This is a genomic window from Streptomyces sp. AC558_RSS880, from assembly GCF_019049255.1.
Classification (GTDB): Bacteria; Actinomycetota; Actinomycetes; order Streptomycetales; family Streptomycetaceae; genus Streptomyces.
In genome coordinates, this window is sequence record NZ_JAGMUJ010000034.1 from 12,235 (window position 1) to 37,955 (window position 25,721).

16 protein-coding genes and 1 CRISPR repeat array (1 of these 17 running past the window's edge) are annotated in these 25,721 nt (G+C 66.5%); of the genes, 8 read left to right on the top strand and 8 right to left on the bottom strand.

What is annotated here, in order from left to right; translation table 11 throughout:
• Positions 1–36: direct repeats of the CRISPR family, unit length 23 nt; unit sequence GAACGCCCGCAGGGCATAGAAAC; it begins 580 nt to the left of the window's first position.
• A 416-nt stretch (positions 37–452) separates the two neighbouring features.
• Together KUM38_RS16030 and KUM38_RS16035 are read right to left on the bottom strand one after the other, a co-directional pair.
• Positions 453–1,016, bottom strand: a complete 564-nt coding sequence (locus KUM38_RS16030; RefSeq protein ID WP_217130053.1) for a DUF6262 family protein — start codon at positions 1,014–1,016, stop codon at positions 453–455.
• Positions 1,009–1,566, bottom strand: a complete 558-nt coding sequence (locus KUM38_RS16035; protein WP_217130054.1) for a hypothetical protein — start codon at positions 1,564–1,566, stop codon at positions 1,009–1,011. The genes KUM38_RS16030 and KUM38_RS16035 overlap by 8 nt, the downstream gene beginning before the upstream one ends.
• A gap of 126 nt (positions 1,567–1,692) precedes the next feature.
• Here KUM38_RS16035 and KUM38_RS16040 point away from each other — a divergent pair, with 126 nt between their 5' ends.
• Complete coding sequence (locus tag KUM38_RS16040) at positions 1,693–2,658, top strand: replication-relaxation family protein (protein ID WP_217130055.1); 966 nt, start codon at positions 1,693–1,695, stop codon at positions 2,656–2,658.
• A 1,467-nt stretch (positions 2,659–4,125) separates the two neighbouring features.
• Here the strand turns inward: KUM38_RS16040 and KUM38_RS16045 are convergent.
• A complete protein-coding gene (locus KUM38_RS16045; protein ID WP_217130056.1) occupies positions 4,126–4,437 on the bottom strand; it encodes a hypothetical protein in 312 nt (103 codons plus the stop codon).
• Positions 4,438–4,955: 518 nt separating this feature from the next.
• Here KUM38_RS16045 and KUM38_RS16050 point away from each other — a divergent pair.
• From KUM38_RS16050 to KUM38_RS16070, 5 genes are all read left to right on the top strand, one after another.
• Positions 4,956–6,683, top strand: coding sequence for an ISL3 family transposase (locus KUM38_RS16050; RefSeq protein WP_217130057.1), 1,728 nt, complete (start codon positions 4,956–4,958; stop codon positions 6,681–6,683).
• Entirely contained in the window at positions 6,659–7,747 is a 1,089-nt protein-coding gene (locus KUM38_RS16055; protein ID WP_217130058.1) for a hypothetical protein, read from the top strand. Before KUM38_RS16050 ends, KUM38_RS16055 begins: the two co-directional genes overlap by 25 nt.
• Positions 7,748–7,829: 82 nt before the next feature.
• The gene (locus tag KUM38_RS16060; protein WP_217130059.1) at positions 7,830–9,110 is read left to right on the top strand and encodes an IS701 family transposase; all 1,281 of its coding nucleotides are present in this window, start codon (positions 7,830–7,832) and stop codon (positions 9,108–9,110) included.
• A gap of 158 nt (positions 9,111–9,268) precedes the next feature.
• A complete protein-coding gene (locus KUM38_RS43590) occupies positions 9,269–9,604 on the top strand; it encodes an SUKH-3 domain-containing protein (RefSeq protein ID WP_374227055.1) in 336 nt (111 codons plus the stop codon).
• A 225-nt stretch (positions 9,605–9,829) separates the two neighbouring features.
• Positions 9,830–10,600 (top strand): transposase, encoded by a 771-nt coding sequence (locus tag KUM38_RS16070; RefSeq protein WP_217130061.1) that lies wholly within the window; start codon positions 9,830–9,832, stop codon positions 10,598–10,600.
• A gap of 388 nt (positions 10,601–10,988) precedes the next feature.
• Here the strand turns inward: KUM38_RS16070 and KUM38_RS16075 are convergent, their stop codons facing one another.
• From KUM38_RS16075 to KUM38_RS16085, 3 genes are all read right to left on the bottom strand, one after another.
• The gene (locus KUM38_RS16075; protein ID WP_217130062.1) at positions 10,989–11,264 is read right to left on the bottom strand and encodes a colicin immunity domain-containing protein; all 276 of its coding nucleotides are present in this window, start codon (positions 11,262–11,264) and stop codon (positions 10,989–10,991) included.
• Complete coding sequence (locus KUM38_RS16080; RefSeq protein ID WP_254397265.1) at positions 11,264–18,103, bottom strand: polymorphic toxin-type HINT domain-containing protein; 6,840 nt, start codon at positions 18,101–18,103, stop codon at positions 11,264–11,266. Before KUM38_RS16080 ends, KUM38_RS16075 begins: the two co-directional genes overlap by 1 nt.
• A 244-nt stretch (positions 18,104–18,347) precedes the next feature.
• A complete protein-coding gene (locus KUM38_RS16085; protein WP_254397259.1) occupies positions 18,348–22,070 on the bottom strand; it encodes a LamG domain-containing protein in 3,723 nt (1,240 codons plus the stop codon).
• 755 nt (positions 22,071–22,825) lie between these two features.
• On the opposite strand from KUM38_RS16085, the gene KUM38_RS16090 reads away from it, so the two are divergent.
• Both KUM38_RS16090 and KUM38_RS16095 read left to right on the top strand, forming a co-directional pair.
• Positions 22,826–23,215 carry a hypothetical protein gene (locus KUM38_RS16090; protein ID WP_217130064.1) on the top strand — a complete coding sequence of 130 codons (390 nt, stop codon included), beginning with the start codon at positions 22,826–22,828 and terminating at the stop codon, positions 23,213–23,215.
• A gap of 98 nt (positions 23,216–23,313) precedes the next feature.
• Positions 23,314–23,754, top strand: a complete 441-nt coding sequence (locus tag KUM38_RS16095; protein WP_217130065.1) for a glutaredoxin domain-containing protein — start codon at positions 23,314–23,316, stop codon at positions 23,752–23,754.
• Positions 23,755–24,208: 454 nt separating this feature from the next.
• Here KUM38_RS16095 and KUM38_RS16100 read toward each other — a convergent pair whose 3' ends face one another.
• Both KUM38_RS16100 and KUM38_RS16105 read right to left on the bottom strand, forming a co-directional pair.
• On the bottom strand, positions 24,209–24,580 hold the full coding sequence (locus tag KUM38_RS16100) for a hypothetical protein (RefSeq protein WP_217130066.1): 372 nt from the start codon (positions 24,578–24,580) through the stop codon (positions 24,209–24,211).
• A gap of 40 nt (positions 24,581–24,620) precedes the next feature.
• On the bottom strand, positions 24,621–25,280 hold the full coding sequence (locus KUM38_RS16105) for an HNH endonuclease family protein (RefSeq protein WP_217130067.1): 660 nt from the start codon (positions 25,278–25,280) through the stop codon (positions 24,621–24,623).
• Positions 25,281–25,721 lie beyond the last annotated feature (441 nt).

The following is a 25,721-nucleotide window of genomic DNA, read 5'->3' on the forward strand; positions in this document are numbered from 1 at the left end:
ATTCCGTCGCAGCGAACGCCCGCAGGGCATAGAAACCCGCTTCGCGGGTCGCCTTCTGGTTGAGCGCCTTGATATTCCGTCGGGGTGAACGCCCGTAAGAGCGGGCGCATCTGGACGGGGCCTCAGTTCACTGTCCCCGGCTTCATCCGCTGTCACGCGGGCAATCTCACCGACCGGGATGTCCGTCTCTGGCGCGCTGTCGCGGCCTGCGTCATCGCGGTGAAGATCGCGCTGCCACCCGCGCTGCTCATCGAGCAGACGTTGCCGTACGTCGTTGTCGCCGGGGTCGGGATGCACGCCGCGTCCACCTGCCTCAAGCCCCGCCAGCTCATCACCTTCTCTGGCTCACCGTCGGCACCTACATCGCCTTCGCCCTCGCCTGAGCGTCCTCGAGCCGCCCCCGGCGAGGTGGCGCCGCGCGAGTTCCCTCCGCGGTCCCCGCGGCCAGGCGCTCAGGGAGTGTTCTCGGCACGGATCATGCGGCGCAGACTGATCCGGGCGCTGGCCAGATCGTCCTGGACCTCGCCGAGCTGCGCGGTCAGCTCCTTGACGCGGGCCAAGGCATCGTCGCGCTCAGCCTGCAGGCGCTGGTTCTCCGCGGTGAGCTCATCAACGCGGGTGCCGAGGTTGGCGGCACCGAACTGGTCGAACTGCTGGCCGAGAGAGCGACGCACCGCAGCCTTGAGTCGACCGACTTCTTCACGCAGGCGGCGATTGTCCTCCTGGAGCAGCTGCTTCTCCAGCTTCCAGCCGACTGGCTCCTTGGCGCCGGCGCGGGCGCCACTGGCTGCGGCGTGTCCCTGACGGTGCCGCGCGGCCTCGATGTGCTCGCGCACGCCCTCGGCGTAGACGAGCCAGTGAGACACATTTGCGGCTCGGGCGACCCCGGTGAAGGTGACCGGCTCGTTCTCCGCGACCAGCTGGTCGACAACGGACAGGACGCGGGTGCGCTTGTCGCGCGAGTCCTTCTGTCGCGCATCGCGTAGGACCTGAGCCGGGGTGCGGGACTCACTCATCGGTACTTCTCCGGGCGGGAACGGTGGGGACGGGCAGGACTGGCAGGGTGGGCGGGGCTGCCGCTGCGCGGACCTTGCGCAGGACGGCGGAGGCCTCTTCGAGGTGGCGCCGATCTTCCTCCGGCATCACCTCGATCTGGCGGCGAAGGCTGGTGACGACGTTCTGGAAGGAGTCGATCTGGTCGCTGAAGTTGCGGACGACGAACTCTGCGGTCCCCAGGGCCCTGGCCATTTCGCGGTCGGCTTTGAGCGCACGGATGTGGTCCTCGACCGCAGGGAGGAAGGAGGGGTCGGGACGGTAGAAGGCGCACCCGGAGCACTGGAAGCGAATCGGGCAACTGCCGCCGCCGGCCTTTACGTTAGAAGGCTCCTTGCAGTTGCCGAACGGCACGGCGACCGAGCGGGCCTCATACGCTGTCGCAGACGGTGTCGGCGCCGGATTGCCGTACCGGTCGACGACGTGCTGGCGCACCGTCTCGACGGCCTTGCGACGCTTCTCCATCGATACTCTGAAGTACCCCATGGTGGTATCTGCCGATTTGTGATCCATGAGGTCACGCAGGGTGTTCAGCTCAGTGCCAGCGTCCGCGTGACGCTGGGCGTAGGTGTGCCGGAAGGCGTAGGCGAAGATGCGGCGCCCGATACGGAGGGGTGCCGCTGTACGAGGGAGCCGACGATGGCAGACGTCGACACGGGTGGTCGGGACCGGCTGACGCTGGCGGTGCTGGTCCAGTACCGGATGGCCACCACCGAGCAGATGCACCTGATCATCTCCCCGGGCGTACGGATCGAGCAGACGCGGCGCCGGCTGATGAAGCTGCGCGGGGAGGGCCTGGTCGACCGCATCACCCTGCCCCAGGCCGGACGCACCCGGGTATGGCATCCCACCCAGTACGGGGCGCAGATCGCCTGCGAGTGGCCCGAGCTGCGCGACCGGCGTCCCCCGCGGGGCGCGGTGGACCGAACGGCGGTGCGATTGAAAGTCGGACACAGACTGACCGTGACCGAGACCGCGCTGGCGTTCCTGAAAGACGCCCGCCGCCGCGGCGACCTATGCCAGCCGCTGGACTGGATCCCGGAAGTCCACCACCCCCTCGGGGGCGGCGAAGCCGTCATCCCCGACGCCCTCCTCTACTACCAACGCCGCACCGGCCGGACAGACAGCACAGACGGCGCCAGCCATACGGACGGCACGGATGGCACGGACGGCGGCAACGATGTCAGGGGTGGGGTGATGCTACGGGCGTTCGTCGAAGTCGACCGCGCCACCATGGGACCCGAACGCCTCGCCGCCAAACTCGGTAACTACGCCCGCCTCCACAGTTACGCGCCCGCACCCGTGATCCGGCAGCGGCAACAGCCCTTCCCCGAACCAGCGCAAGAGACCTGGCGGCAGCGTTACCCGCTCTTCCCCCGCCTGCTGTTCGTCCTCGACGGCACCGGCCCCGAAGGTGTCGAGACCCGTATCAGCGCCTTGCGCGCTGCCACTCGGGGGCACGAGCTCGCCGCGTTCCTGCGCGAGGTCCCCATCTTCGCCACCCCCATGACCGACCTGCTTCAGTACGGTCCCACCGTGCCCGTGTGGCGTCCCATCACCGACCCCGACCAGCGGGTCGACTGGATGCACACCCCACACCCCTAACCACCACCATGGTCAGAGCCGTGGTCGGGATCCGACCAGGCACTGCACAGACCCCGGCCACGGCCACCAGGGCCCCGACCACGGACCTCACCACAGCAGGCCACAGCACTGCGCAGGCCATTGCGCAGTCATCGAGCGCATGGCAGGGGAAGCCCGGCGGGCGGTGGGACACCCTGCCACCGCGTCGACTGGATGCACTCCCGGTGGCCGTAACCGCCGGTGCGTACCGGTGCGCGCCGGGCCCCGACCACGGCTATCAACCACCGAGGCCACCCTGCCGCAGTCGAGAGCGTCAGCGGCCACCGGAGGAGGAGGGGGAGGTCTGTCACCTCCTTCTGCGTGTGTGACGACGTCTCATCGGGACGTGCGATCGTGACCGGATTGGCGTGGTGCTCGGGTAACGGGGCTGTGGGGGCGGGCCGGAGGCGGGAGGGGAAAGCAAGGGAAGCCTGGCACTTGGCACCGGGCAGAAGACCCTCGGTACCGGTCCTCGGCCGGGCACTGGCGCCTCCAGAGGGCTGGTCAACGTAGGCGATGGCCTCAAAACAGTCTTGTGGGCGTTACCCGAGAGCGCCGCGCGCCGAGCAGAGAGGCTTCCTAGCCCGAAGCGGCCTAGCAACGACGACCTGTGCGCCTCGTCCACCATAAGGCCGGAGTAGGAGAGCCAGAAGGTGGCCGAGGGCCGGGGCAGTGCCTTGTAGAGGGCGGGAATGGAGCGGGAGCTGATGAAGGTCAGCAGCGCCCTGCGTCCGGTGCCCTGAGGCCTGGCGAGAGGACCGGGATAGCCGGGATAGAAGGTGGCGGGCTCGGTCAGACTGCGCATACGGCGCTGCACGTACTGAAAGAACCAGCCCTGCTCACGTCTCGGCGCCGGCAGCTCGGGGACGTCGTCGTAGGCGCGCAGCAGGTAGCCCTGGGGTCTTGGGGTGGGTGTGGGCCGCTGCTTGGGTGTGGTGGGGGTGGCCGCTTCCTTGGCTTTGCGGCGTTGGCGGTAGGCAGCCTGCTTGCAGGCGTCGCTGCAGAAGTGCCGGGCTCGTCCGGTGGCGCGCTGGAGGAACGGCGGGGCAGTGCATCCGGCTCTTTCGCATCGGTGCACCGGTACTCCTTTGCGGCCCTCCCACAGCAGTCGGGAGAACCGTGGCCCGCCTGACGAGCGGAGCTCCTCAAGCAGGGCAGGCCCGTATTCGGAGGTCTTGATGCGGTGCAGCAGGGCCGCCACCAGCCTTTGGACGTCTGTCTCGTCGATGCCCATGCGGCGGCCGATCTGGTCTGGCGGGGCACCCCAGAGGCAATCGGACAGCAACCGCACCTCTGGGGGCTTGAGCACCTTGCGCAGGGCCCGGTCGATCCAGGGCTCACCGATGTGCCTGGCCACCGGGTCCCGGTCGGGCCCGTACGCTCTGCCGCCCTGGCGCCTGGGACGCCTTGCGGGCCCGTATGCCGGCGTCCTGCTGGTCTGCGTACTGCTCACTGGCCGCCCACCCCCGCGCCGCCGGTGCCGTCCGTGAGCGTCCCGTCGGCCGGGGGCGGCGCCTGTTCCGCAACCGTAGCGCGCGCGGAAGCACCCGGCGTCGGGAGCATGCGGCGCACACCGCGGCTCAGCACGCCGACCATGCCAGACTGCGTCCTGCCCACCGTCTCCAGCACCTTCGGCAGATCCTCCCTGCGACTACGACCGACGACCTTCGTCGCGATGTGGGTGAACGCCACGATCCCCACAACCACCACGACCGCCAGCGTCGCCAGCGCACAGACGGCCGCCATGATGACAACTTCCATCTCGAGCGTGTTCCTCCAGCCGGATACGCCGAGGGGCCCCGACACCAGCCGTGTCGGGGCCCCTCGAAGAAGACAACAAAAAACCCCGCACGAGGCGGGGTCGGGTGTACAGGCACAGTTCTGCCCGTCCGCAGCCGACTCTAGCCACCCACCAGCCCATCCGCCCCACCCGGCCCGTGAGCAGCACATTTACGCAGGTCGCAAGCCCGGCTACGACAGGGATGCATCAGAAGTTTCGTAACACCCCTCGAAAAAAGGCACAGCCATCAGGCTACCGATACCACCGCTGCAGCATCCCCGACCAGCAGGCCACAACGCTGCGCAGCCCGGCGTCCGTGAAAAGACTCGGAACACCGGGCTACACACCGGAAGTCAGTTGAGAACCTGTACCTCACCGATGATGAAAATTCTTGAAAATGGCTCTGTCCGCAGTTCCGTGAATCCCCAGGTCAGCAGCAGGAACGCGGGATCGTTTCAGCAACGTACTTCTTGTCGTGGCGAGCAAGACGGTTGAGGATGTGCTGTTTCCCGGGATCGATGTGCGGGTGGAGGAGGTGAACGACTCCTCCGGCGTCCTGGTGGTGGAGGCGGTGTCGACGGCCCGCCCAGGCCGGTGCCCGAACTGCCGCAAGCAGGCCCGTCGCGTGCACAGCACGTATCAACGCACCCTGGATGAACGGCCGTTGGGCTCGCGCCGGGTCATCGTCCGGCTCCGGGTGCGCCGGTACTTCTGCGACCGGTGGAAGTGTTGCTGTACGACCTTCGTCGAGCAGGTTCCGGGCCTGTCCGCGCGCTACCGCCGTTCCAGCACCGGGCTGGCGGGCTGGCTGCGCTCGATCGCGATCGAGCTCGGCGGCCGTCCCGCAGCCCGGTTGTGCCGCCGCTTGCGGCTGACCGCGGGCCGGACGCGGCTGCTCAGGCTACTGACGGCCCCGGCTGTGCCGGACCGTGCCCCACGGGTGCTGGGGGTGGACGAGTTCGCCTTCCGCAAGGGCTGCACCTACGGCACCGTGCTGGTCGACGTCGAGGCCGGCCGGGTCGTGGACGTACTGCCCGACCGCACCTCGGAGACGTTCGCAGCCTGGCTCACCGAGCATCCCGGTGCCGAGATCATCTGCCGGGACCGGGCCAGCGCCTACACCAAGGCGTTCAGGGAAGCCGCCCCTCGTGCCCTGGAAGTCGCTGATCGCTGGCACCTGTTACAGAACCTGTCCGCGGCAGTGGAGAAGACCTGCCACCAGCACCGCGACTGCCTGCGCAAACGTGCCGAGGAGGAGACAGTGACCGAGGTGCCGGAACCGCCTCCGATGCTGTTACCGCCCGCGGAACTGCCCCGCACCCAGATCATCGAACGCACCCGCCACCGCTACGAGGACATCCACCGCCTGCTGGAGAAGCACTGGACCGTCAGCGCCATCGCCCGCCGGCTGAACCTCGACCGCAAGACCGTGCGCCGCTTCCGCGACACCGACCTCGACGAGCTGCTGGCCTCCGCCCGCGAGCGCCGCCCCAACGGCGTCCTGGAGCCATTCAAGGCGTACCTCAACGCCCGGTTCACCGAAGCCCAAGGCCAGGTCAGCGGCACACGCCTGTTCCTGGAGATCCAGGCTCGCGGCTACCGTGGCAGCCGCCAGGCCGTCCGCAAACACCTCGCCGCCCTCCGCGCGGGCACCGCCGAACCAGTCCGGGCCGACATCCCCAGCCCTCGCAAGATCACCTCGTGGATCATGCGGCCCCGTAACACTCTCACCGAGAGCCAGGACCAACGGCTGCTTCAAGTCTGGCTCGCCTGCCCGGACATCACCCGAGCCTGCGACCTCGCTCGGGCGTTTGCCGATCTCGTCCGTCACCAGCGCGGATACCTGCTGCTGGAGTGGATCCGGCAAGCCGAGCAGGATGCTCCGAAGCCCATGAAGGGCTTCGCCGGCTTCCTCCGCCAGGACCTCGACGCCGTCACCGCCGGCCTCACCCTGCCCTGGAGCTCCGGGGTCGTCGAAGGACACGTGAACCGGGTGAAAACGCTCAAGCGAGCCATGTACGGCCGAGCCTCGCTCGAACTCCTCCGGACCCGGATCTCACCCAGCCATGAGGGCTGTGACTCATGCCCGCCTCATGCAACGAGCCTGGTGGCAAAGGCCGCTATCAGGGTGTCCGCCCTCAGCAGCAGCTCAGGGTTGCACGTTCCCGCCACGCGGACAGAAACCTCATCACCACCCACGGCGTGCGCAAGGTGCACTTCGACGTGATGGTCCGATCCGACGAGTGGATAGCTGTACCAGCGATCCGGGTGTTCATCATCGGTGGCCTCAAGGCCGAGTTCGACCGCCTGCCAGTCGGTGTCATCGAAGTCGTAGCCTGCATAGCGCGCCAGGAGAGCCAAGAAGGGCTGGACGTTCTCATTCCAGATCCAGCCCTCTGCTGCACGTTCCCGGTCGCTGCCTGCCATCCGGCCAGAGTGCCACATGCGGCACGTTCGGTCCCTGCCATATGTCCCTTCACGGAACTGCGGACAGAGCCGTTTTCAAAGAGCGTCATCACCGACGCGGCCACCTTCTTCTGCGCGCTCCCGCAGGAGCAGGCGAACAACCTGGCCAACGGCCTCTTCGGCATCTACACGCCGCCCACGGCTGACCCGCATGTCCTGGACAACGTCCGCCTGCTCTGGCCCGTGCTCTGGCCGTTCATCAACGAGGACACACGCCGCGAACTCGGAGTGAAGCTCGCGCGCTTCCGAGCCAACGCGGACAAGGACCGGGCCGACCGGGCCAAGGAGCTCCTAGAGCTGGTCGACGGAGGCGCGGCCTACCTCCCCGAGTCCGACCGGCTCGTCGAGATCCAGGAAACCCTTGAGGACCTCAAGCGCGCGCACCAGGGGACGAATAACTTCTACAACGAGCCGCCGGTCGCGCGCCGCCTCCGCGACGTCGTCGGCCGCCACGGCGAGGTGCCCGGGCTCCTGACGGCCCCCTACGTCGCCACGCTCGTGGACGCCTTCCTGACGAACAACTACGGCGTCGCCTGGAACGCCGAGCCGTACTACATCGAGCTCATCAAGCGGTTCGATGGCCCACAGGCCGCCTACGCGCTCCGGTCCTTCGCCTTCCGGTCGATTCGGCCGAAGCTGAGCGGCACGCTGTCGCAGGCAAAGTGGGGCGAGCTCGTGGAGCTCGTGGCGCCCAAGCTCACCGAACGGGGAGACCGTGTGATGCTCGAGCTTGTCCGGGCTTTCACCGGCACCCCTGACAAGCTCTCGGCGGACACGAAGATCGCCGCACAGCTCAAGATCTGGCGCGAGGCAAAGGGAATCTGATGCACCAGGGGGCTGAACACGGCCCCCTAATAGGACTCCGTTAGGTCTTCGGGTTCGGCCTGTTCCTGGGCATGTTGGGTGGATGGACGCACATGAAGTGAACCGTGTCCGGGCGAAGTCGGCGCTGTACGTGGCGGACGTCTTCGCGTCGCTGCCGCGCAAGGACCAGCGGAGCAAGGGCGACTGCTACCTGCGGGGCTTGATGCTGGACGGCCGCCGCAAGTCGATCCAGGCCATGGCCGCAAGGCTGCCGGACGGCAACGAACAGAACCTGCAGCAGTTCGTGAACCAGTCCACCTGGGACCCGGTGCCGGTGCAGCGGCGGATCGCGGAGCGCATGCTGCCGCTGATCAATCCGGCGGCCTGGGTGATCGACGACGTGTCGGTGCCCAAGGACGGAAGGATGTCGGTCGCCGTGGCCCCGCAGTACTGCGGGGCCCTGGGCAAACGCGCCAACTGCCAGGTCGCGGTCAGCGTCCACGCCGCCAGTGACACCTCCTCCTGCCCGCTGCAGTGGCGCCTGTTCCTGCCCAAGGAGTGGGCCGCGGACACCGAACGCCGCACCATCACCCGCGTTCCGCCCGAGGCCTGGCACCGCGAGAAGTGGCGGCTGGCCCTCGACATGCTCGACACCCTGGCCGACTGGGGCATGCGGCCACCGGTCGTGGTGGCCGACGCCGCCTACGGCACCAACGCCCACCTGCGGGCCGGCCTGGCCCAGCGGGGAATCGACTACGTGCTGGCCATCCGCGCAGACGTGAGTGCCCACCCGTTCGACGCGAAGCCGATAGCCCCGGACCGCAAGGGTCCCATCGGCTGCTGGCCTCAGCCCCGCTACCGCCGGCCCGCACTCTCGGTGGCAGCCCTGGCCGCCGGCCTCGGACAGGAGGCGTTCACTTCCCTCACCTGGCGGCAGGGCTTACGCGGCGCGCTACGGTCCCGCTTCGCCGCCGTGCGTGTCCGCCCCGCGGGCAAGGCCGTCGAGCGTCCGATCCGGGCCGCCGCCTCGGCCGAACAGGGCTGGTGGGACGGGGTGCTGCCCGACTGCTGGCTGCTGATCGAGTGGCCCGAAGGCGCCGAGACGCCCACCGAGTACTGGCTGTCCAGTCTGCCGGCCGACACCCCGATCGCCGACCTGGTCCGTCTGGCCAAGGTCCGCTGGCGCATCGAGCACGACTACCGCGAACTCAAGCACGGCCTGGGCCTGGACCACTTCGAGGGCCGGTCCTGGCCCGGCTGGCACCACCACGTCACCCTCGTGACCGCTGCCCACGCCTTCCTCACTGAACAGCGGCTGGCCCCAAAAGCACCCACACCGGACTCACCCTCTACCAGACCCTCGACGCCCTCCAGGGCATCCTGAGGTGCTGGACCGGTATCTGCACCACCTGCCACCAGCCCCTGCCCAGCAGGCCACACACGACATCAAGATCGAGACAGACCTAACGGAGTCCTACTAAGCGTTGTCCCGTAAACGATCTCCGCACCTTCCGCGACCAGTAGCCCTGTCTGCTGATCCGGATGTGCGGCAGACTTCGGCAACAGACACGACCGAGGGGATGGGGAGGACACATAGAGCACATCAGTGAGTCGTTGACGGGCTGTGGTCCATCGGTGTTGGAGGCGCTTGGTGCTGCTGGATGGACAGCAGGTCGCAAGATCGCCACTGGAGACTGGACACAACAACTGGCAGCCGCTGGGTTCGAGCTCAACGAGATGGCGGTCGGGGTTTGGGCCGAGTTCGGTGAGCTGACGATCAGGAGCTGCCCCGCTCGCGTTCCTGCCTCGTCACTGCGCATAGACCCCGTGGACGCCTGCGTCGACACCGCCGCGGAAGCGTCCAAGCTGGGGCGCTGATACGCGGAGAACTACAGCCCTCTGGGGATGTGGTCGGTCCAGTTCAGGTCGTATATCGCGGCCAGCGGGCGCGTCGTGGCCGTCGGCCCGAACGTCCTCTGGCCTCTGGGGTCGACCTTCGCGGAGGCGTTGGCCTACGTGGTGGACGGCGACGCCGGCGTCAATCGTGCGGAACAAGCAGGCTGGCTCGCCAACTGCCTCACCGACAGGTGAGACGATCTTGCGGTGGCTGGTGTGATCACGGCGTCGGAACCTTCCTGGATAGCCCCGTTCACCGGGCTGAGCCCGCTGCAGTTCGGCAAACTGGTCACCATACTGCGGCGCGAGGGTGCCGATCCAGTCCGCAAGGGCCGACCCTGGAGCCTGCCGCTGGAGGACCGGGTCCTGCTGGTCGCCGCGTACTGGCGCACGAACCTCACCCTGCGACAACTGGCGCCGCTGTTCGGGGTGTCGAAGTCGGCCGCGGACCGCATCATCGACCACCTCGGCCCGAAGTTCGCGTTTCAGCAACGCAAACGGTTCCGCAAGGACACCGTGCTGATCGTGGACGGCACCCTGGTGCCCACCCGCAACCACACCGTCGCCGAGCAGTCCAAGAACTACCGGTACTCCACCAACCACCAGGTCGTCATCGACGCCGACACCCGGCTCGTCGTCGCCGTCGGCCGGCCGGTCTCGGGGAACCGCAACGACTGCAAGGCATGGGAGATCTCAGGTGCGAAGGACGCCGTCGGCCGCACCATCGTGATCGCCGACGGCGGCTACCTGGGCACCGGCCTGGTCATCCCGCACCGACGCGAACGCGGCCAGGCCGAACTCCCGGACTGGAAGGAAGAGCACAACCGCTCACACCGCAAGGTCCGCGCCCGCGTCGAGCACGCCTTCGCCCGCATGAAAACCTGGAAGATCCTCCGCGACTGCCGCCTCAAAGGCGACGGCGTCCACCACGCCATGCTCGGCATCGCCCGCCTGCACAACCTCACACTGGCCGGATGAGAGACAACGACGCTGGTCAACCGGCATGTCGGGGATCGTTTACGGGACAACACTTAGGCAGGTCAGCAGGCCGGGGAGGTCATCGGGGGTGGTCGGTGCGGCGTCGGTGAGTTGGCCCAGAGGGCCCGGGATAAGCGAGGATGAGCGGGCAGGCACGGTCTTCCGTCGTGGTGATCAGGGACTCGACACCTCATGATCACCGGAAGTCGTGTCTGCCTCCGCGTCAGCCCTCGGCAACCATCCCGCGGTCCTACCCCAGCTCCTGAAGCCCCATCAACCCGGATACATCTCCTGAACAACGCCGCCCTGGCCCACGGCACCAACACTCGCTGCTACCGTGGGCATGAGATCGACCGTATTCTCTCAAGTGTTACCGATCGAATACCGATCAGTCAAGCAACGATCGCATTCTTGCGGCAATCTCGACCGCCGCCGCTTTAACTTGCTCCTCGTTCAGCGTGTCAGATGGCGCCTCTCCCTCGCCTGCCCAGTAGTCGTCTGCGATCACAAACAGATCCGACGCCGCTTCATAGTGCTGCTCTGAAGCGTACTGAGAGGGGTAATACTTATAGAGAGGCAGACATAGCGCGGAGAATTCATAGGCTGTCAGCCTGCCTTCGCCCACCGCCTCCGCAAGAATGAGGAGCGCCTCAAACTTACGCACTACTTCAACCTTCCATGCATCATGAGCCTCCAGAACTGCTGATCATTTCGATCATTCTTCCAGGCAGCCAAAAGCTTCCCCGAGTCCATATCCACAGATACATGCTGCCCCGTCTTCATATTTACGTAATGAATGGCAGGGATTCCACGATAATCTCCGGATATTCGGACATTTCCCGGATTTTTGACGAACCGCTCCAGGGCTGCGGCATACTTCTCTCTCATACCCCTGCCCCATTTTCCGGAGATACCGAAGTCCTCAGCATGCTTAAAGTGGTGTTCAACTCGATTTCTATCGACCCAGATAGAGCCGCAGCTCGGCCCACTGTTGTGCACCAGAACCGGCGTCTCGCCTGCCAGCACATAGTACGTGTGGAGGTCGTCGACAGTGAGGTTGTACGTGCGAGCGTGCTGAGTGAAGGGCTTGTTGGCTGTGACGATGACGGTGCGGTCGTCGTCGGTGAGCAAGGTCATGCCCGACGTGAGGTCGCCGGCTGCTATCCAGCTCTGCTCTGAGGGCGACCAGAACGGGTGCTCATGTGTCGCCGTGAGCTCTTCTATACCGTCGTCGGTGGCAATGGAGAGCGTGTTGAAGTGTTTATCGTCTTCGGTGCGGATGAGGCGGGTTACCTCACGAGGGCCCAGCTCGCCGGTTTCCGGGTTTGCCGCCAGCACCTCATCGCCCAACTCCACATCTTCGATGTCCTTTGTGGAGCCGTCCGCCATGAGGACGTCAGTCCCGGCGAGGAAGCACTTATTGCATGTTTCTTTCCACGGTCCGCTCGCCGGGGGGTTTCCCTTGCCGCGAAGGCTGTACGGGGTTCCTCCGATACTTCCGACCATGGGGCCCATTGACTCGACGGATTCCGCCGAGAAGAAGCGAAGGTCAATGACGAAGTAGCTGTACAGCTCCTTGGAGCATTCGATGTACTCCTCGCAGGTAGCCGCACCGGCCAGGGCCATGAGTTCGTTGACCGGAAGATAGTTGGTCATCCGGTCAGACTGCAGATTCGCGAGGGCTGTGGAGAACGCTTCCTCGAACTGGTCGGGTTCGGGTCCCGGTGCGGCAACGACTTCGAAGTAGGTCGGCGGCGGTGGCGTCCATGGTGACGAATGACGTACCTGTGAGGGGCCGTATCCGACGTCGTGGTATCCGCCGATCGCGCCGCCGTACGGCTTCTTGCTGCCGGAGTTTCCGGGGCTGCCGGGGTTGCCGCCGCTGACTGCGTTGTTGACTCCCGACTTTCCAGGGATATTGCCGCAGGAACTGACGGCGTAGGTGCCACCGCAGCCTTCTTTGAGACCGGTGGGGTCGGAGGCTGTGGCGGGGTGTTGGTTGGCGTAGCTGTAGCCGTTGAGGGACTGGGGTTGGTCGAGGCTGAGGAGGGGGTCGACGCTGATGAACTGGCCGATGGCTGGGTCGTATTCGCGGGCGCCGATGTGGGTGAGGCCGGTGGTTTCGTCGTTGGTTTTGCCGAGGAATCCCTTGTCGTCGGGCCATGGTGTGCCGGTGGGCTTGCCGCGTTCGGCGCCGAAGGGGCTGGTGTAGCGCTTGCTGTGGGTCTGGGTGGCGTCGGCGTTGATGGCCAGGGACATCGTGCCGTGGTGGTCGCCGGCCAGGTAGGTGAGCTTGTTGCTGAGGTTTTCGTTGGAGCGGGTGGCGATGGTCTGGTCACCGGCGGTGTAGTAGCGCTGGGCCCAGGTGGTGCCGTCGGCGCGCAGGTGGAGTTCGGTGGCGCCGGCGTACAGCACCCTTTCGCCTCCGGCGGTGCTGCGGATCAGGAGTTCACCTGAGGCGTCGTAGAGGTAGTCGGTGGCTTTGCCGTTTTCGGTGAGTTTGGCGAGCTTGCCTTCTTCGGACCACGCGAGGTCTTGGATCGCCGTCGCGCCGGGGCGCTTGGTGGTGTTCCCGGTCGCGTCGGGGGTGTAGGTCTTTTCCGGGCTGGTGCAGTCGCTCTTGGTGGTGGTGCCGGTCAGGAAGTGTGGCTGATCGGGTTTGGTGTAGCAGTAGGTGGTCTTGGTGTCACCGGCGGTCTTGTGGGTGGTTTCCGTGGTGCGCTGGCCCGCCTTGTTGTAGGTGTAGCTGGTCCAGTACGGAGCCGGGCCGGACAGGCTACTGGTGCTGCGGGTGTCGGAGCACTTCTGGGAGCTGGGTGTCCAGGCTTCGATGAGGCGGCGGTGGCCGTCGTAGGCAAAGCACTGGGTCTCGGCGCTGCTGGTGCCGCCCAGTGTCGTGGGGTCGGCGATGGAGGTGACGTTGCCGGCCTGGTCGTAGGTGTAGTTGAGGTTCTGCAGCTGGTAGCCGTGGGTGTCGTCGGTGACGTAGCTGCTGATCAGGCGATCGGTGCCCAGCTCGTAGCTGTTGTTGATATAGGACTTCTTGTGGTCGTCCGTATCGGCGGTGCCCAGCGTGAGCTGGGTGGGCTGGCCGATCGGCGAGTACTCGGCGTCCAGGAGGTAGCCGGTGGAACCGCCGACCGAGGTGACCTGCCCGAGCTTGTTGTAGTCGTACTCGACGATCTCGGAGGGCAGGCCCCCCAGAGCCGGCTCCTTGGTTTGCTTGAGGGTGCCGTCAGGGTTGTAGGCGGTCTCGAACTCCAGCGTCGCCGGTGCACCGGCCTTCACGAACGGATCGCCGGTGGGGAGTTCCAGCTTGCTGACTTCCGGGCGGGACAGCGTGTCGTATGCGGTGATCGTGTTGGTGTACGCCTGGCCGTTCTTCCCGCCCACGTAGCGGGTGCTGCTGTCCGGCAGGCCCTTGAGCAGGTCGTCGTAGCTGGTGGCGGTGAGCTGGTTGGCGTCGCTCTTGGACCCGGCCCAGGTCCCGGTCGGACGGCCGAGGACGTCGTAGGCGGTCAGGATCACCTTGTCGCGGGAGTCGGTGGACTTGACGGCCCGGTCGAGCGCGTCGTACTCGATGGTGCTCTTGCCCTGGTCCGGGTCGACGGCTGTGATCTGGCGGCCGAAGAGGTCGTAGGTGTAGGACCACTTGGCGTCGTCCGGGCCGGTGATCTGCGTCTGCAGGCCGTCCCGGGTGTGGTGGAACTTCGTGGACGCGTAGCTGGTGCCGGGGCTGTCACCGTACTGGGGGTCGGCCGGGGCGCCACCGGCGTATTCACGGGTCTCGAGGCTACGGCCGCGGATGTCGGTGATGGTGCGGGTGGCGGTGCCACCGTCCAGGGCGGTGGTGGCGGTGGAGTCACCGGTGTAGCTGGTGGTGGTGGACCACTTCTCGACGCCCATGACGTGCAGGGTGGTCTTGGTGGCCCGGCCGGCCCCGTCGAAGACCGTTCCGGTCTGCTTGGGTGCCTCACCATATTCGGCGCGGGTGTAGGTGCCGTTGGGGGTACTGGTGGTGTCGAAGATGTCCGCGTAGGACTCGTACGGGAGGCCACGGGTGTCGTAGCGGGTGTCGGTCAGCAGACGGCCACCCTGCGGTGTCTCCGACTGGGTCTGCAGGGGGCGCAGCAGCGAGTCGAAGATGGCGTAGCTGGTGGTGTAGGTTTCGCCGTCCTTCTTCAGGGTTGAGGAGGACACCCAGGACTGGTTCTTGTTGTCCATGTGGTAGGCGAACTTGGAGCTGGGGCTCTGGCTGGCGCTCGAGCGGTTGGGGAGCCATACGGAGGTGAGCCGGCCGAGTGCGTCGTAGGCGAGTTCGGTCTTCTTCAGGTTCGCGTCGTACGTGCGCAGCGCCTGCCCCCGGCGCGGGTCGAGGAAGCTCGTGGCCTTGTGACCCAGCGCATTGGTGGTGATGGTCTTGGTGAGCGGCCCGGCGGCGACCGGAGTGTAGTGGGTGGTGGTCGGCTGTCCGTCGGCGTCGGTCACCTTGGTGAGGCGGCCGAGAGTGTCGAAGTCCGTGGTGGCGCTGCTGGTGATCGTCTGCCAGCTCGGGCTGCTGGAGGCATAGCCCTTGGCGCGGCCGGTCCAGGTGACCAGTCCCTTGGTCGGCTTCATCGCCTCCGACCACGTGTTCGCACCGTCATAGCCGACCGCTGTGTCCGCGAGGACATCGCCGCGGCGCTTGTCGTCGGCGGGCAGGTCGAGTGCGGTGTCGGCGGTGGAGCATTCCTTGCCGACGGTCCGGGTGCGTGAGACCAGGCTGTTGATGCCGGCATCCGGGTTGCGGGCGTACCAGGTGCGGGTGCAGGTCTCGTCACCGCCCAGGCCCTTCTGCCCGTAGTCGTCGACTTCTTTGACCATGCCCAGGTCGTCGTAGCGGTTGGTGATGACGTGGGTGCGCCAGGACTTCGACGCGGTCAGGTAGGTGCTCGCGTAGGAGGTGTTGGGACGTGTCCAGCGCGCGATGTGAGCGGCCGCGTTGGGCACCGTCTGCGTGGCGGTGTTCTTGGAGGTGTAGTTGGTGTATGAGGTCGAGATGGGCTGGCTGCCGTTGTAGGCGACCTTCTGCAGCATCTGGCCCGCGTACTGGTCGCTGTCGGTCAGGGCGGGGAAGTCGACGTCGGTGTCCATCAGTGGCTCGACGCTGACGGTCCTGGTGGTGCCGTCCTTCTTCTTGTCCCCGTGCATGCCTTGCAGGTAGCGGGAGACTGTCTTGGAACGGGTGGTGCCCAGCGCGCCGGCGTACACGGTGACGTCGCGGTAGCCACGCCACTCGGACCAGGTCCGCTCATCCTTCGGCGTGAACGGATCATCGGCATAGTGCCATGCAGCGCCCGAGTAGTCGTAGGCGTTCTCGACCGTCTCGTTCTGCCCGGCCGGATCGGAAACTCCGACCGCGAGTACACGGTACTTGTGGAACCAGTCCACCGACGCTTCCGTGGCGCCGTTGATGTGCCAGAACTGTGGGTAGCAGGAGCGGGTGTTGGAGTCCTGCGCGGCTTCGAGGACCTCGCTGCGCTTGCACTCCGGCGCCGACAGCGTCACCGTCGTGATCGCCCCCGTCTCCGAGGTGATCGTCTCGATGCGATGGCGCTTGAGCGGCAGGATGTCATCCGTACCGTCGACCCGGTTGGGGCGCAGCTGGTAGGTGAACACCACCGGTTTGACGTCGATCGCGGTGCCGGCCTTGCCCGTCCGCTTGATCGATTTGAGGACCAGGACGTGGTCGGTGGTGTCCCCGATGTCGCCGGCGTCCTGGTATTCCTGAGTCAGAGCCCATGAGTCGACCGGGTCGTGCTTGCTGGTGGTGGCGTTCCACGAGAAGGTGTGGATGCCGGTGAGACGCTTGCGGGAGAAGAAGGTCGGGCCCGCGGCATTGCAGTCGGTGTCACCACTGGTGCAGATGCTGTCGAAGGGGACGTCGGGCCAGTGCTTGGCCGTGTCCTCGGTCAACTCAGTGCAGTCTGTGGCGGTGCAGCGTTCGGCGTACGAGAAGGTCACCTTCGCATCGGCGTCGTCCGTGAACAGTGCGCCCTTGCGCAGCCCGTACTTGATCTCGTTCAGGTAACCGCCACGGACGTAGGAGGCGTTGGCGGTAGTGGCCTTGTTCTTCGGGTAGTGGTTGGATTCCTTCGTGTACCAGTAGGTCGAGGCGTTGCCGTGGATGTCCTCGACGTAGTCGAGGTTCCACCGCCAGGCCTGGGTCAGCGAACGATCGGCGAAGGTGCTGCCCTTGTCGTAGCCGGGCTCGCCGGAGTCGTCACCGAAGACCGGCGTCGTCCAGGTGGAGTTGGTGCGCTGATCAGCGGCTCCCTCGAGCTTGTTCAGGCCGAACACGTACTTCGTGCCGTCCCCGGTGATGACGGTCCAGTACTCACCGTCGCCTTCGTCCCCATTGTCCGCGCCGGTCGAGCGCTTCACCGTGGAGGCGTCATCGTTCTCCAGACGATAGGCACCGGTGGTGTTGTCCTTGATGATGCGGCTGGAACTGCCGTTCAGGATGAGACGGGCGTTGTCGTACTTCCAGCAGCGGTCGAAGACCTTGTCATGGCCGTCGTCATCGCAACTGCCGTAAGTACGCTCGATGTAGGACTCGGTGAAGGCGAACCCTTCACCGACCGAGGTGCCCTGGTTGTTGGTGGAGGCAGTGCGTCCGTCGATGCTGCCCGAGTCGTACGACAGGCCCAGGCTCGGTGCGGGGCCGGCCGCGGCCGGAGGCAGGGTAAGGCCGTAGTTCCAGGTGAACGAACCCGAACTGCCGCCGGCCTCCCACGACGACGACGGCGCGAGTCCGGTTGCGGAGTAGTCGCCGGTCCCCTTGGACGACTGCCCCGCTCCGGAAGCCGCCGCCGTCACTGCGAATACGGTGACACCGGTGGGTGCGCTTTTCGAGCCAAGCTGTGTGGAGGTACCGGACTTGGTCTCGGCGAGCGGGACCTGCGCAGAGACGGTCTGCTTGACAAAATTGTTGGCTGAGGAGAGCGGGGTCTGCTTGCGGCACTCCGTCTTTGACGGAGTCGTCAGCGCGCAGGCAGGCAGCTGCACGAGACGCAGGCGCTCCGACCAGCCGCCACCGATCATGGATGCGAAGTCGCCGTAGTCGACGCTGACTTCCGCCGTGCCCTCGGTGTCGGCGCTGGCTGTGAAGAGCACACCGGTGATGCCGGTCTTGTGGGCTGCCTTCTGGTCGAGAACCGTGAAGTCCACGGACCCTGCGGCCGCCGACATGCTCCGGCTTTTCACCGGCTGCGCGGCAACAGGCGTTCCCGCGAGGTCCACCTTGGCCGCTTTGTTCGCGGAGAGTGTCGTGGTGGCCGTGTCGGGCTCGGGCCAGGCAGCTGTCTGCTCTTCCTTGGCCTTGCGGGCTCGCTGTTCGCCGGCCTTCTTGCCCTCGGAGACCTTCTGGCGTGCCTTCTTCGCGCCCAGGCCCTTGACTTCTTCGACCTTGCTCACGCGGGGTTTGGGCACATCAGGGCGCCCCAGGCCCTGCTCGGCAGCCATCGCGGTCGGCAGCTGACCGACTGGGGCCAGCAGCGTCAACGCCACCGCGGGCACGACGAGACGTCGCCCCCACCGCCGCACACCCCCCGCACCTCTTTTTGAGGTGCCTATGCCAAATACCATGAGTTTCGTACCCATCCGGTTCACGAAAATTGGAAGATCAATCAAGTTACGGAGACGGCCGGAGAATCCGGCCGCGCGGCGGTTGGGCAGCCCCTGAGGCTGCCCAACCACTCACTGCAGGTCAGTCGCCCACCGTGACCTCGATCTGCTCGGCACTGACCATCGCGCCGGCCCACAGGCGCACATCGGAGATCCGAGCGGGCAGGAAGTGCTTCCAGCCACCGCTCGCGTATGCCTTGCCGAGGGCGAAATCACCACTGCCGATCTGCGCCGTGTACGCCTTGGCGTCACCGTTCTGGCTGTAGCCGATGTAGAGGCTGATCGTGCCGTCCACCGAATCGTGCACGCCGGTCAGCCGCGCGCCGCTGTCCACACTCGCGGTCTCTTCGGAGGTGACGGAGGAAAACGTGCCGTCGGACTCGAGACGACCGAAGTGCCACTTGCCCTCCGGCACTGTGATCTCCTCCATGGTCTCCTCGTCCAGCACTGTCTTCTTGCCGGTGAGCTCGAACCACAGGCCCCATGCGGAACCGTCCGCGGTGCGCTGGCCCGCGACCTGCCCGATGTAGCCGATGTCCTTGGTCAGCAGCTTCGCTCCGTCCAGGGTCACGCCAGTGGTCACCGTGAATGAGCTGCTGCCGTCGACTACAGGGCCTGCGGTCGTGGCGGCGTCATCGACGCCGTCGAGGACGATCTCCTCATCGGTGACTGCAGCGCCTCCGGCCAGAGTGAGGCTCTTGCCGTAGGAGGAGACAGTGTCCTTGATCGTGGTGCCGTCGACGCCGCGGGTGGGGTTCCAGTCCGCGATCAGTTCCACTCCGGCGAACTGCTCCGAGACCAGCAGCTTGGCGTCCTTGGCGATCTCCTCCGGCGTGAGTGCGCGCTGCCAGACCGTGACCTCGTCCACCACGCCATCGAAGTAGTCGATGTAGTTACCGCTCCACTTCGCCCTGCCGATCTGCAGGCCGCCCGTGGCCGACCAGGGCGCACCGGCATCCACCTCGGACTGGAGCACTCCGTTGACGTAGAGGCGGACCTTGTTGTTGTCGGCGTCGAAGCTCGCCGTCAGGTGCGTCCAGACACCGGTGGGGCTGGTCTGCTTGGCACGTGCCTTGTTCCAGGTGTAGGTACCGTCCTTCTCGGTCAGCACCCGCAGGCTCCAGTCCTTGATCCCGTCTGCGCCGTAAGAGACGTAGAACGGGCTGCTGTTGCCGCCGTCCTGGCTCAGCACGGTTTTGGTGCCCGTGGTGCCCGGCGTGACCCGCGCCCAAGCAGAGATGGTGTACGAGGACCGGGTCTCCACTGCGGGGCCGCTGGTCGCCGCATAGCCGCCGGTACCATCCAGCTTCAAACCCTTGTCGTCGACCGGAGTCGCCAACGGCTGTCCCTGCGCGTCATGGGTGATCAGACCGCGCCGCCCGTAGTTGGGCCGGCTCGCACCGGCGCTCAGGGTCGCATCGTCCTTGCCGTCGTCGGTGGCGGCGTCGATTGCAACGCCAGCGGCCTCGTTGAAGTGGTAGCGCGCGATCGGCCCCGCTCCGGCGGCGACCAGGAAGTCGACCGTGCTCCAGGCTCCGTAGCGGCCGACGTTGTCCTTCGCCCGGGCCCACAGCGTGTATGTGCCCGCCTGCGTCACGGGCTCGCTGGCCGACGACCCGTCGGCCGTCGGCCAGGTCGTCATACCTGACATCGTGTACTGATACGACACCACGACACCGGTGTCACCCGTGGCAGGTGCGAACCTGAAGGTGGCCTTCTGCCCTGGGCCGCCCAGCGCCTGGCAGTCGTTGGGCAGGCACTCCTTGTACGGACTGCCGATGGTGATCTTCGGTGCCTTCGGGGCGGTCGGGTCGACCTTGAAATAGCAGAAACCGGTGGTGGAGCCGTTCGACGGACTCGACAGGTGACTCTTGTAACCGTTGTAGAACGACTGTGTCCACGCCCGATAGCGGTATACGGGGCCCTCAGCGAGGGTGGACCAGGTGATGGTCTGCTTCTTCTCGTCCCCCGCATATCCCGTCGAGGGCCGCGAGTCATTCGTGCCAGCGTTGGTGTCCGCCCACGTGCCATCGGTGTTCTTGCGGTCGACGTCGAAGGCGATCCGCAGCTGCGCGTCCTCCTCACCGCCCGCCTTGGTCTGCGTCGTCGCCGTCAGCGCCGGCGTCGGGTCGGAGGCGATCGTCGGGTTCGACTCGTTGGTCGAGCACACCGTGCCCGAACCGGTCACGAGCCCGATTTTACTCGGCTTGTCCGGGATACCCACGAAGGAGACCTCGAGGACGGCATCGTTCTTGAACCGCTTCCATGCCGCGGTGTCCGACTCGTCGTGCGCCCGGATCTCCAGCGTGAGCCGGGAGAACTTGCCCGCCGCGAAGTTCCTCACGGTAGGAGTGAGGTTCTCGTTCGTCTCCTCCGGGTTGTCGTTGAACTCGATCGCCGCATCCGGCAACCCTGGGCTGCACAAGTCGCCCCGGCCCGCCGAGACATGCCGATCACCCATCAAGTCCAATTCCTTGGGACGCGAGGACCAGGTGGTGGAGGAGGAGATGTTGTTGGTGCGGACCAGGTCCACCCAGCGCGGATCGCACTGGAACGCCCACGGCTCGGTGACCCGGAACGTCGCGTCCAGGACGTGCTTGCCCTTCAGACTCGCGGGCGAGAACTCGAAGTACAGCTTCTGCACATAGCCCGGACCGCAGTAGTAGCCGTTCCAGGTACCGCACTTGCCAGCACCCTTGCCCCAGCCATCGTCGCCATTGCCCCAGCCGTAGGACTCATAGCCGTCCGACCGCAGCAGAGTCCGCTCCGACTCACCCCACGTCACCGACGGGTCGATGAACAGCGGAAACACCGAAGCGTCCCTCTCGGCAAGGAGCTCAGGGTCGGGGATGATCGACAGGGATTCCTTGCCGACCTCCACGTCCATCGTCGCCACCTGATCACCCTGCCCCGGCTCCACACCGGACCCGGAAGAGACCGACTCGGCCGACTCGGCCAGGTCGGACGGGGCAGACGGGGCAGACGGGGCCGAGTCGGCCAGGGCCGTCTCTTCCGCCGCCGCGCGTGCTGCCTGAGGCGCAGGCGGCTGGGCAAGCGTCTTGCCAGCCGAGTTCCACATACGCGCGGGCGGGGCCTTGAACACCGTCTGGCCATTCGGGTCGATCGCGGCCAGGCTCCCTGACGTGCCTTCCTGGACCGCAAGCCCGGTCGTCTTCAGGCCGAAGGTGAGCTTCTTCAGTTTCTCGTCGGCTGCAGCCTCAGGGGTCTTGACGACCAGGACGTGCTGGAAGCTCTCCACCGTCGCGGTGACCTTCAAGTCCACATCCGGCAACACGTTTGCATACACGGCGCTCGCGCCGTCCAGCTCGGGCTCGGGCAGGCTGCCCGGCCAGCTCAGCTCGATCGAGCGGCCCTGGCTGGCGATCCGCGCCAGCGGATCCCTCCCGCCACCGCTGGAGAACACGATCTGCGGCGCCGCGGCCTTCGGAGCGATCGAACCGTCCGCGCGCTTCTCCAACGTCGCATCCGGCGCCTCCCAGCCGCCTCCCGGCTTGGAGACGCGTACGGGAACCGACGACTCCTGCAAAGTGAAGGTATAGCCGTCCGGATTGGCGAAGACGGTGGTGCGTTCGGAGCGCTGCCCCGTCACCTCGACTCGGCTACCGGACTCCTGAGCCTCCGCGAGAGCCTTCTGCCCCTCCGACAGCTCTTCGGAGTCCGCCGTCGACGCTGCGGCTTGGGCCGCGGACGGCTGCACCAACGCCGTGGTCAACAGCGCCGCAATCGCCGCGCTTATCACAGACACCCCACGGCACGTCCGGCTCCCGCGACGACGTTTGGGCATGACTGTGCCCCCCGCCCCAAAATCCACAGCCCCTACCCCAAAGTTTCAAAAGTTTTACAAGTCGCGCAGAGTTAAAGCTGTTTACCCGGTGGAGTCAAGTGCACTGCGCGTCCAGGGGCGTCAACACTCAGTCTTCGGGCGGGCAGTTTCACTTGGATTTGCACAGTTTGACGCCGCCCCGCATACGCCCACAAGGCAAAGCCCTGAGTGACCAGTAGGCCGGAATTGGAACAAGTAAAGCTCCCACTGGCTGGATTTGATCTCCGAAATAGAACCGCAAATCTGGACTGAACCCTTCCGCGACCGCGCAAAACGTGACCCTCCTCACTTGATGAAGTAACGCTGAGTGAAAAAGAGTTGAGGCTCTGTCAAGCAAGCGACTATGTCTCACATTCGGTGGTGTCAGAGCACGCCACTATCCGAGGAGGATGCGGTGACGAAGAAGGGTGAAGCCTGTTCGCCCGCGCACCTGACACGCGATCCGCTTGGTCTCGGCACTGACACCCCCGGTGGAGCCGCTGCTGCACGAAACCGTGAGTGCGACGACCACTGCGCCCCGGTCTCGGTCAAACCCCGGACAAAGGAATACAACTACGGCTGAACACCCCGGCGAGTGGACACAAAAAGGGGACCCCCACCCTGAGAGGCTGTTGTCTTTCCGAGTCTGGCGATTGCGTTTTCGCTGGTCAGGGATAGGTGCGGCGTCGGTGTGGGAGTGATGGGCCGTCGTTTCGTCGCTCCCGTGGAGGTTGCGGATGCCGTCGGTTGTCGGACTGCTGGAACAGTACGAGCTTGCCGCCCGTCGTCGTGTGGACGGGCTGCGCGAGGAAGCCGACCGCATCCAGGCCGAGCTCGCAACGACCGAGCAAGAATGGCTGGAGTGGACGATCGCCCGCGAGCGCGTTGGTGCGGTGCTGTCCGCGCCGGGCGGCGATTCAGCCGACGCGGTGGCCGCCGAACGACCGGGCCGTGCCGGGTTGGAAGCAGAGGTGCAGGCGTCGCCGCCCGTGGCGGCGAAGGCGAAGTCGCAGGTTCCGGTGTGGCGCGAAGGGCCGGCCCGACCGGTCCCTGCCAAGCTGAAACGCCTGGTCAAGCCCGGCATCCTCACCGAGGTAGACGTCGGCAGCTTCACCAGGAAGCAGTAGCGGCCGAGCACCGCGGCCAGCGGCCCTGCCCCTGACCAGCTGGAAATGGACACCAACGGACGCTTCCCTCTCACGCGCCACCGATAGCCTGCGTCATCATGACGCGCGCATGGATCTTGCCGATACTGTTCCTGGTCTGCGGCTCGCTCGTTGCGACCGCGTGGGCGGTCAGGGGGTTTCCCGGCGCCGCCGTTCCCCTGCTACTGCTGATGTTTGTCCTGCTCGCGGGGCTGAACTCACCGCTGGCGTTCCCCCGGTCGATCAGCGCGATGGAGGCTCAGCGCCGCAGCGCGGTCGACGGCCGACCGATCGTCTACTGGAGGGCCGGCTGCAAGTACTGCCTGCGCCTGCGGATCCGGTTGGGCCGCAGCGCCAACCAGCTGCACTGGGTCGACATCTGGCGCGACCCGGCTGGGGCGACGGCGGTGAGGGCAGCCAACGACGGCGACGAGACCGTGCCGACCGTCATGGTGGCGGGCCAGCCGCACGTCAACCCCGATCCCGAATGGGTGCGTGCACAGCTCTCCCCCACCACATGAGCGGCACCGCCCCTACCTCACACAGAAACGGACATCAACTCACGAACCGCCCTCTTATGTCCGGTGCATAGGGATGCCGCGGGCGTCTGCGGTAGTGGCCCGGCTCGCTGCGAGTGCTCCTCCGCTGTTCCTCCTTCGGCAGGTGCTTGCCCTCCCGATGGCGCGCCTTCCATGCCGCCGCCACGGTCACTGTTTGGGCGGCGCCTTCACGGTCCGGCCCTGGGCGATGACGCAGGCGGGTGGACGGGGGCGGTCGGGGCGGGTGATCGTCTGCCGGATGCCGGTGCCCGGCCGCAGCCGCGCGCGGTGACCGCTCGTCCGGACTGTCGTGTCAGGGCTGTGGGGCGGGTTCGTGACCGTGCAGGGTGATCATCGACGTCTCGGGGGCGGTGGTCTGCGGTCTTTGGAGCCGCTGTGCGCGGCGCGCGTGGTGCGACGAGGGGCCGTGCGGGTTTCAGGGGATCATCACGCAGTGGTTCTCGATGACCCGGCCGCCGCGGTCGAGGCCGCCGCAGACGGCCAGTTTCGGGTAGGCCCTGATCTCCCGGTTGACGGTGAACCGCGCCCGCGAGGCGTTCGCCTTGCTCCCCCGGTAGTCGCCGACGAACGCCCGCAGCGTGCCCGGCAGGCCGTCCCTCGTGGTGACGGTGACGTCCTGGACGTAGTCGCGGCCCTGGTACGCGGTGGCGACGCAGATGTAGGTGCCGCAGGTCGACTTCACCTCGGCACTCGCCGGCGCAGCGGTCACCAGCAGCAGGCCGGCGGCGGCCGTGAGCGCGGCCGTGACCGTGACAACCCGGCATCGTGTTTTGCGTGCTTCGGCCATGAGCCTCTCCTTGTTCGCGTGCACTGCCTTGCCTCGCCGTTTACGGGGCCGGTTCGTACGTCACCCTCTGCTCCGGGCAGCCCGCCGCCACCTCGCGCAGCGCCATCACCTCGGCTTCGTCAGCCGACAGGCTCCAGCGGAGCTTGGTGCCCACCCACTCCGCGACGTACCAGCAGTGGACCTCGGCGGCCGGCGGCAGCCACTGGGCCGGGTCCTGGTCGGCCTTCGACCGGTTCGAACGCGCGGTCACCGCGACCAGACTGGCCGGGGCACCCTGGTCATTGGCGTATGCCTCGCGGCGCTGCGCCGACCAGGTCGAGGCGCCGCTGTCCCACGCCTCGGCGAGTGGGCCCATGTGGTCAATGTCCAGACCGGACGCCGAGGTCACCCATACCTGGTCGTAGTACGACCACCAGCGCCCGCCCGACAGCCGGCAGCCGGGCCCGACCACAGGGGGTTCGACGGCCTCGGCGAGCAGGACCTCCGCGCGCGTGTTGCAGCCGTCGGACGGATTGGCGCCGGTGTTCCAGTGGCGGAAGGCATCCCGGCTGTAGCCGTCGCGGGACTCGGTATCCACCGGCAGACGGGTGACGGCCTCGGCCAGCGGCAGCGTCTCCGCGGCATGAACGGGCGCGGGGACCGTAAGGGGCAGGACGGCGAGGGAGGAGACGGCCAGGCCGCGTAGCACAGAGGTGAGCATGAGCCGTTGATAACGGCCCTTGAGGGGGCGCTATCAGGCGTTTGGCGAGTGCGCCGCCCGTATGGGTGCAATGGTCGTACCGCACCAGGCCCGGCACCGCCCTTCCTGCACCGCAGTGCACTCGAGCCTGGTTCGTTGGCCAGCGACCGGAGAGGGGCGGACTGCTCCGGCCTCGTCCGATTACGCGAGCACGCGGTGGGAGGTCAGCACGCGCCTACAGCCGTATCCGGTCGGGTGACGCTGCCCAGTCGAACTCCTTGGCCAGCTCACGCCTCGGCCGGGAATCTCCACATGACGGCGACCGAGCCACAGGACATCCTGGAACGGGTTGCGTATGGGCGCGCTAAGAGGGCATCTGATCTATGTAGTTGGTAGTTAGGGATGGTTTTGTGACTGCTGGCGTTGGCGGTCGTTGGGCGAGGTGTGAGTGCTCGTCGTCCG

Bases quoted from the DNA above. Each gene is read 5' to 3' on its own strand.
- KUM38_RS16030 (WP_217130053.1), bottom strand. From the start codon at position 1,016: ATGAGTGAGTCCCGCACCCCGGCTCAGGTCCTACGCGATGCGCGACAG.
- KUM38_RS16035 (WP_217130054.1), bottom strand. From the start codon at position 1,566: ATGGATCACAAATCGGCAGATACCACCATGGGGTACTTCAGAGTATCG.
- KUM38_RS16040 (WP_217130055.1), top strand. From the start codon at position 1,693: ATGGCAGACGTCGACACGGGTGGTCGGGACCGGCTGACGCTGGCGGTG.
- KUM38_RS16045 (WP_217130056.1), bottom strand. From the start codon at position 4,437: ATGGAAGTTGTCATCATGGCGGCCGTCTGTGCGCTGGCGACGCTGGCG.
- KUM38_RS16060 (WP_217130059.1), top strand. From the start codon at position 7,830: ATGGACGCACATGAAGTGAACCGTGTCCGGGCGAAGTCGGCGCTGTAC.
- KUM38_RS43590 (WP_374227055.1), top strand. From the start codon at position 9,269: ATGTGCGGCAGACTTCGGCAACAGACACGACCGAGGGGATGGGGAGGA.
- KUM38_RS16080 (WP_254397265.1), bottom strand. From the start codon at position 18,103: ATGGCTGCCGAGCAGGGCCTGGGGCGCCCTGATGTGCCCAAACCCCGC.
- KUM38_RS16085 (WP_254397259.1), bottom strand. From the start codon at position 22,070: ATGCCCAAACGTCGTCGCGGGAGCCGGACGTGCCGTGGGGTGTCTGTG.
- KUM38_RS16090 (WP_217130064.1), top strand. From the start codon at position 22,826: ATGCCGTCGGTTGTCGGACTGCTGGAACAGTACGAGCTTGCCGCCCGT.
- KUM38_RS16095 (WP_217130065.1), top strand. From the start codon at position 23,314: ATGACGCGCGCATGGATCTTGCCGATACTGTTCCTGGTCTGCGGCTCG.
- KUM38_RS16100 (WP_217130066.1), bottom strand. From the start codon at position 24,580: ATGGCCGAAGCACGCAAAACACGATGCCGGGTTGTCACGGTCACGGCC.
- KUM38_RS16105 (WP_217130067.1), bottom strand. From the start codon at position 25,280: ATGCTCACCTCTGTGCTACGCGGCCTGGCCGTCTCCTCCCTCGCCGTC.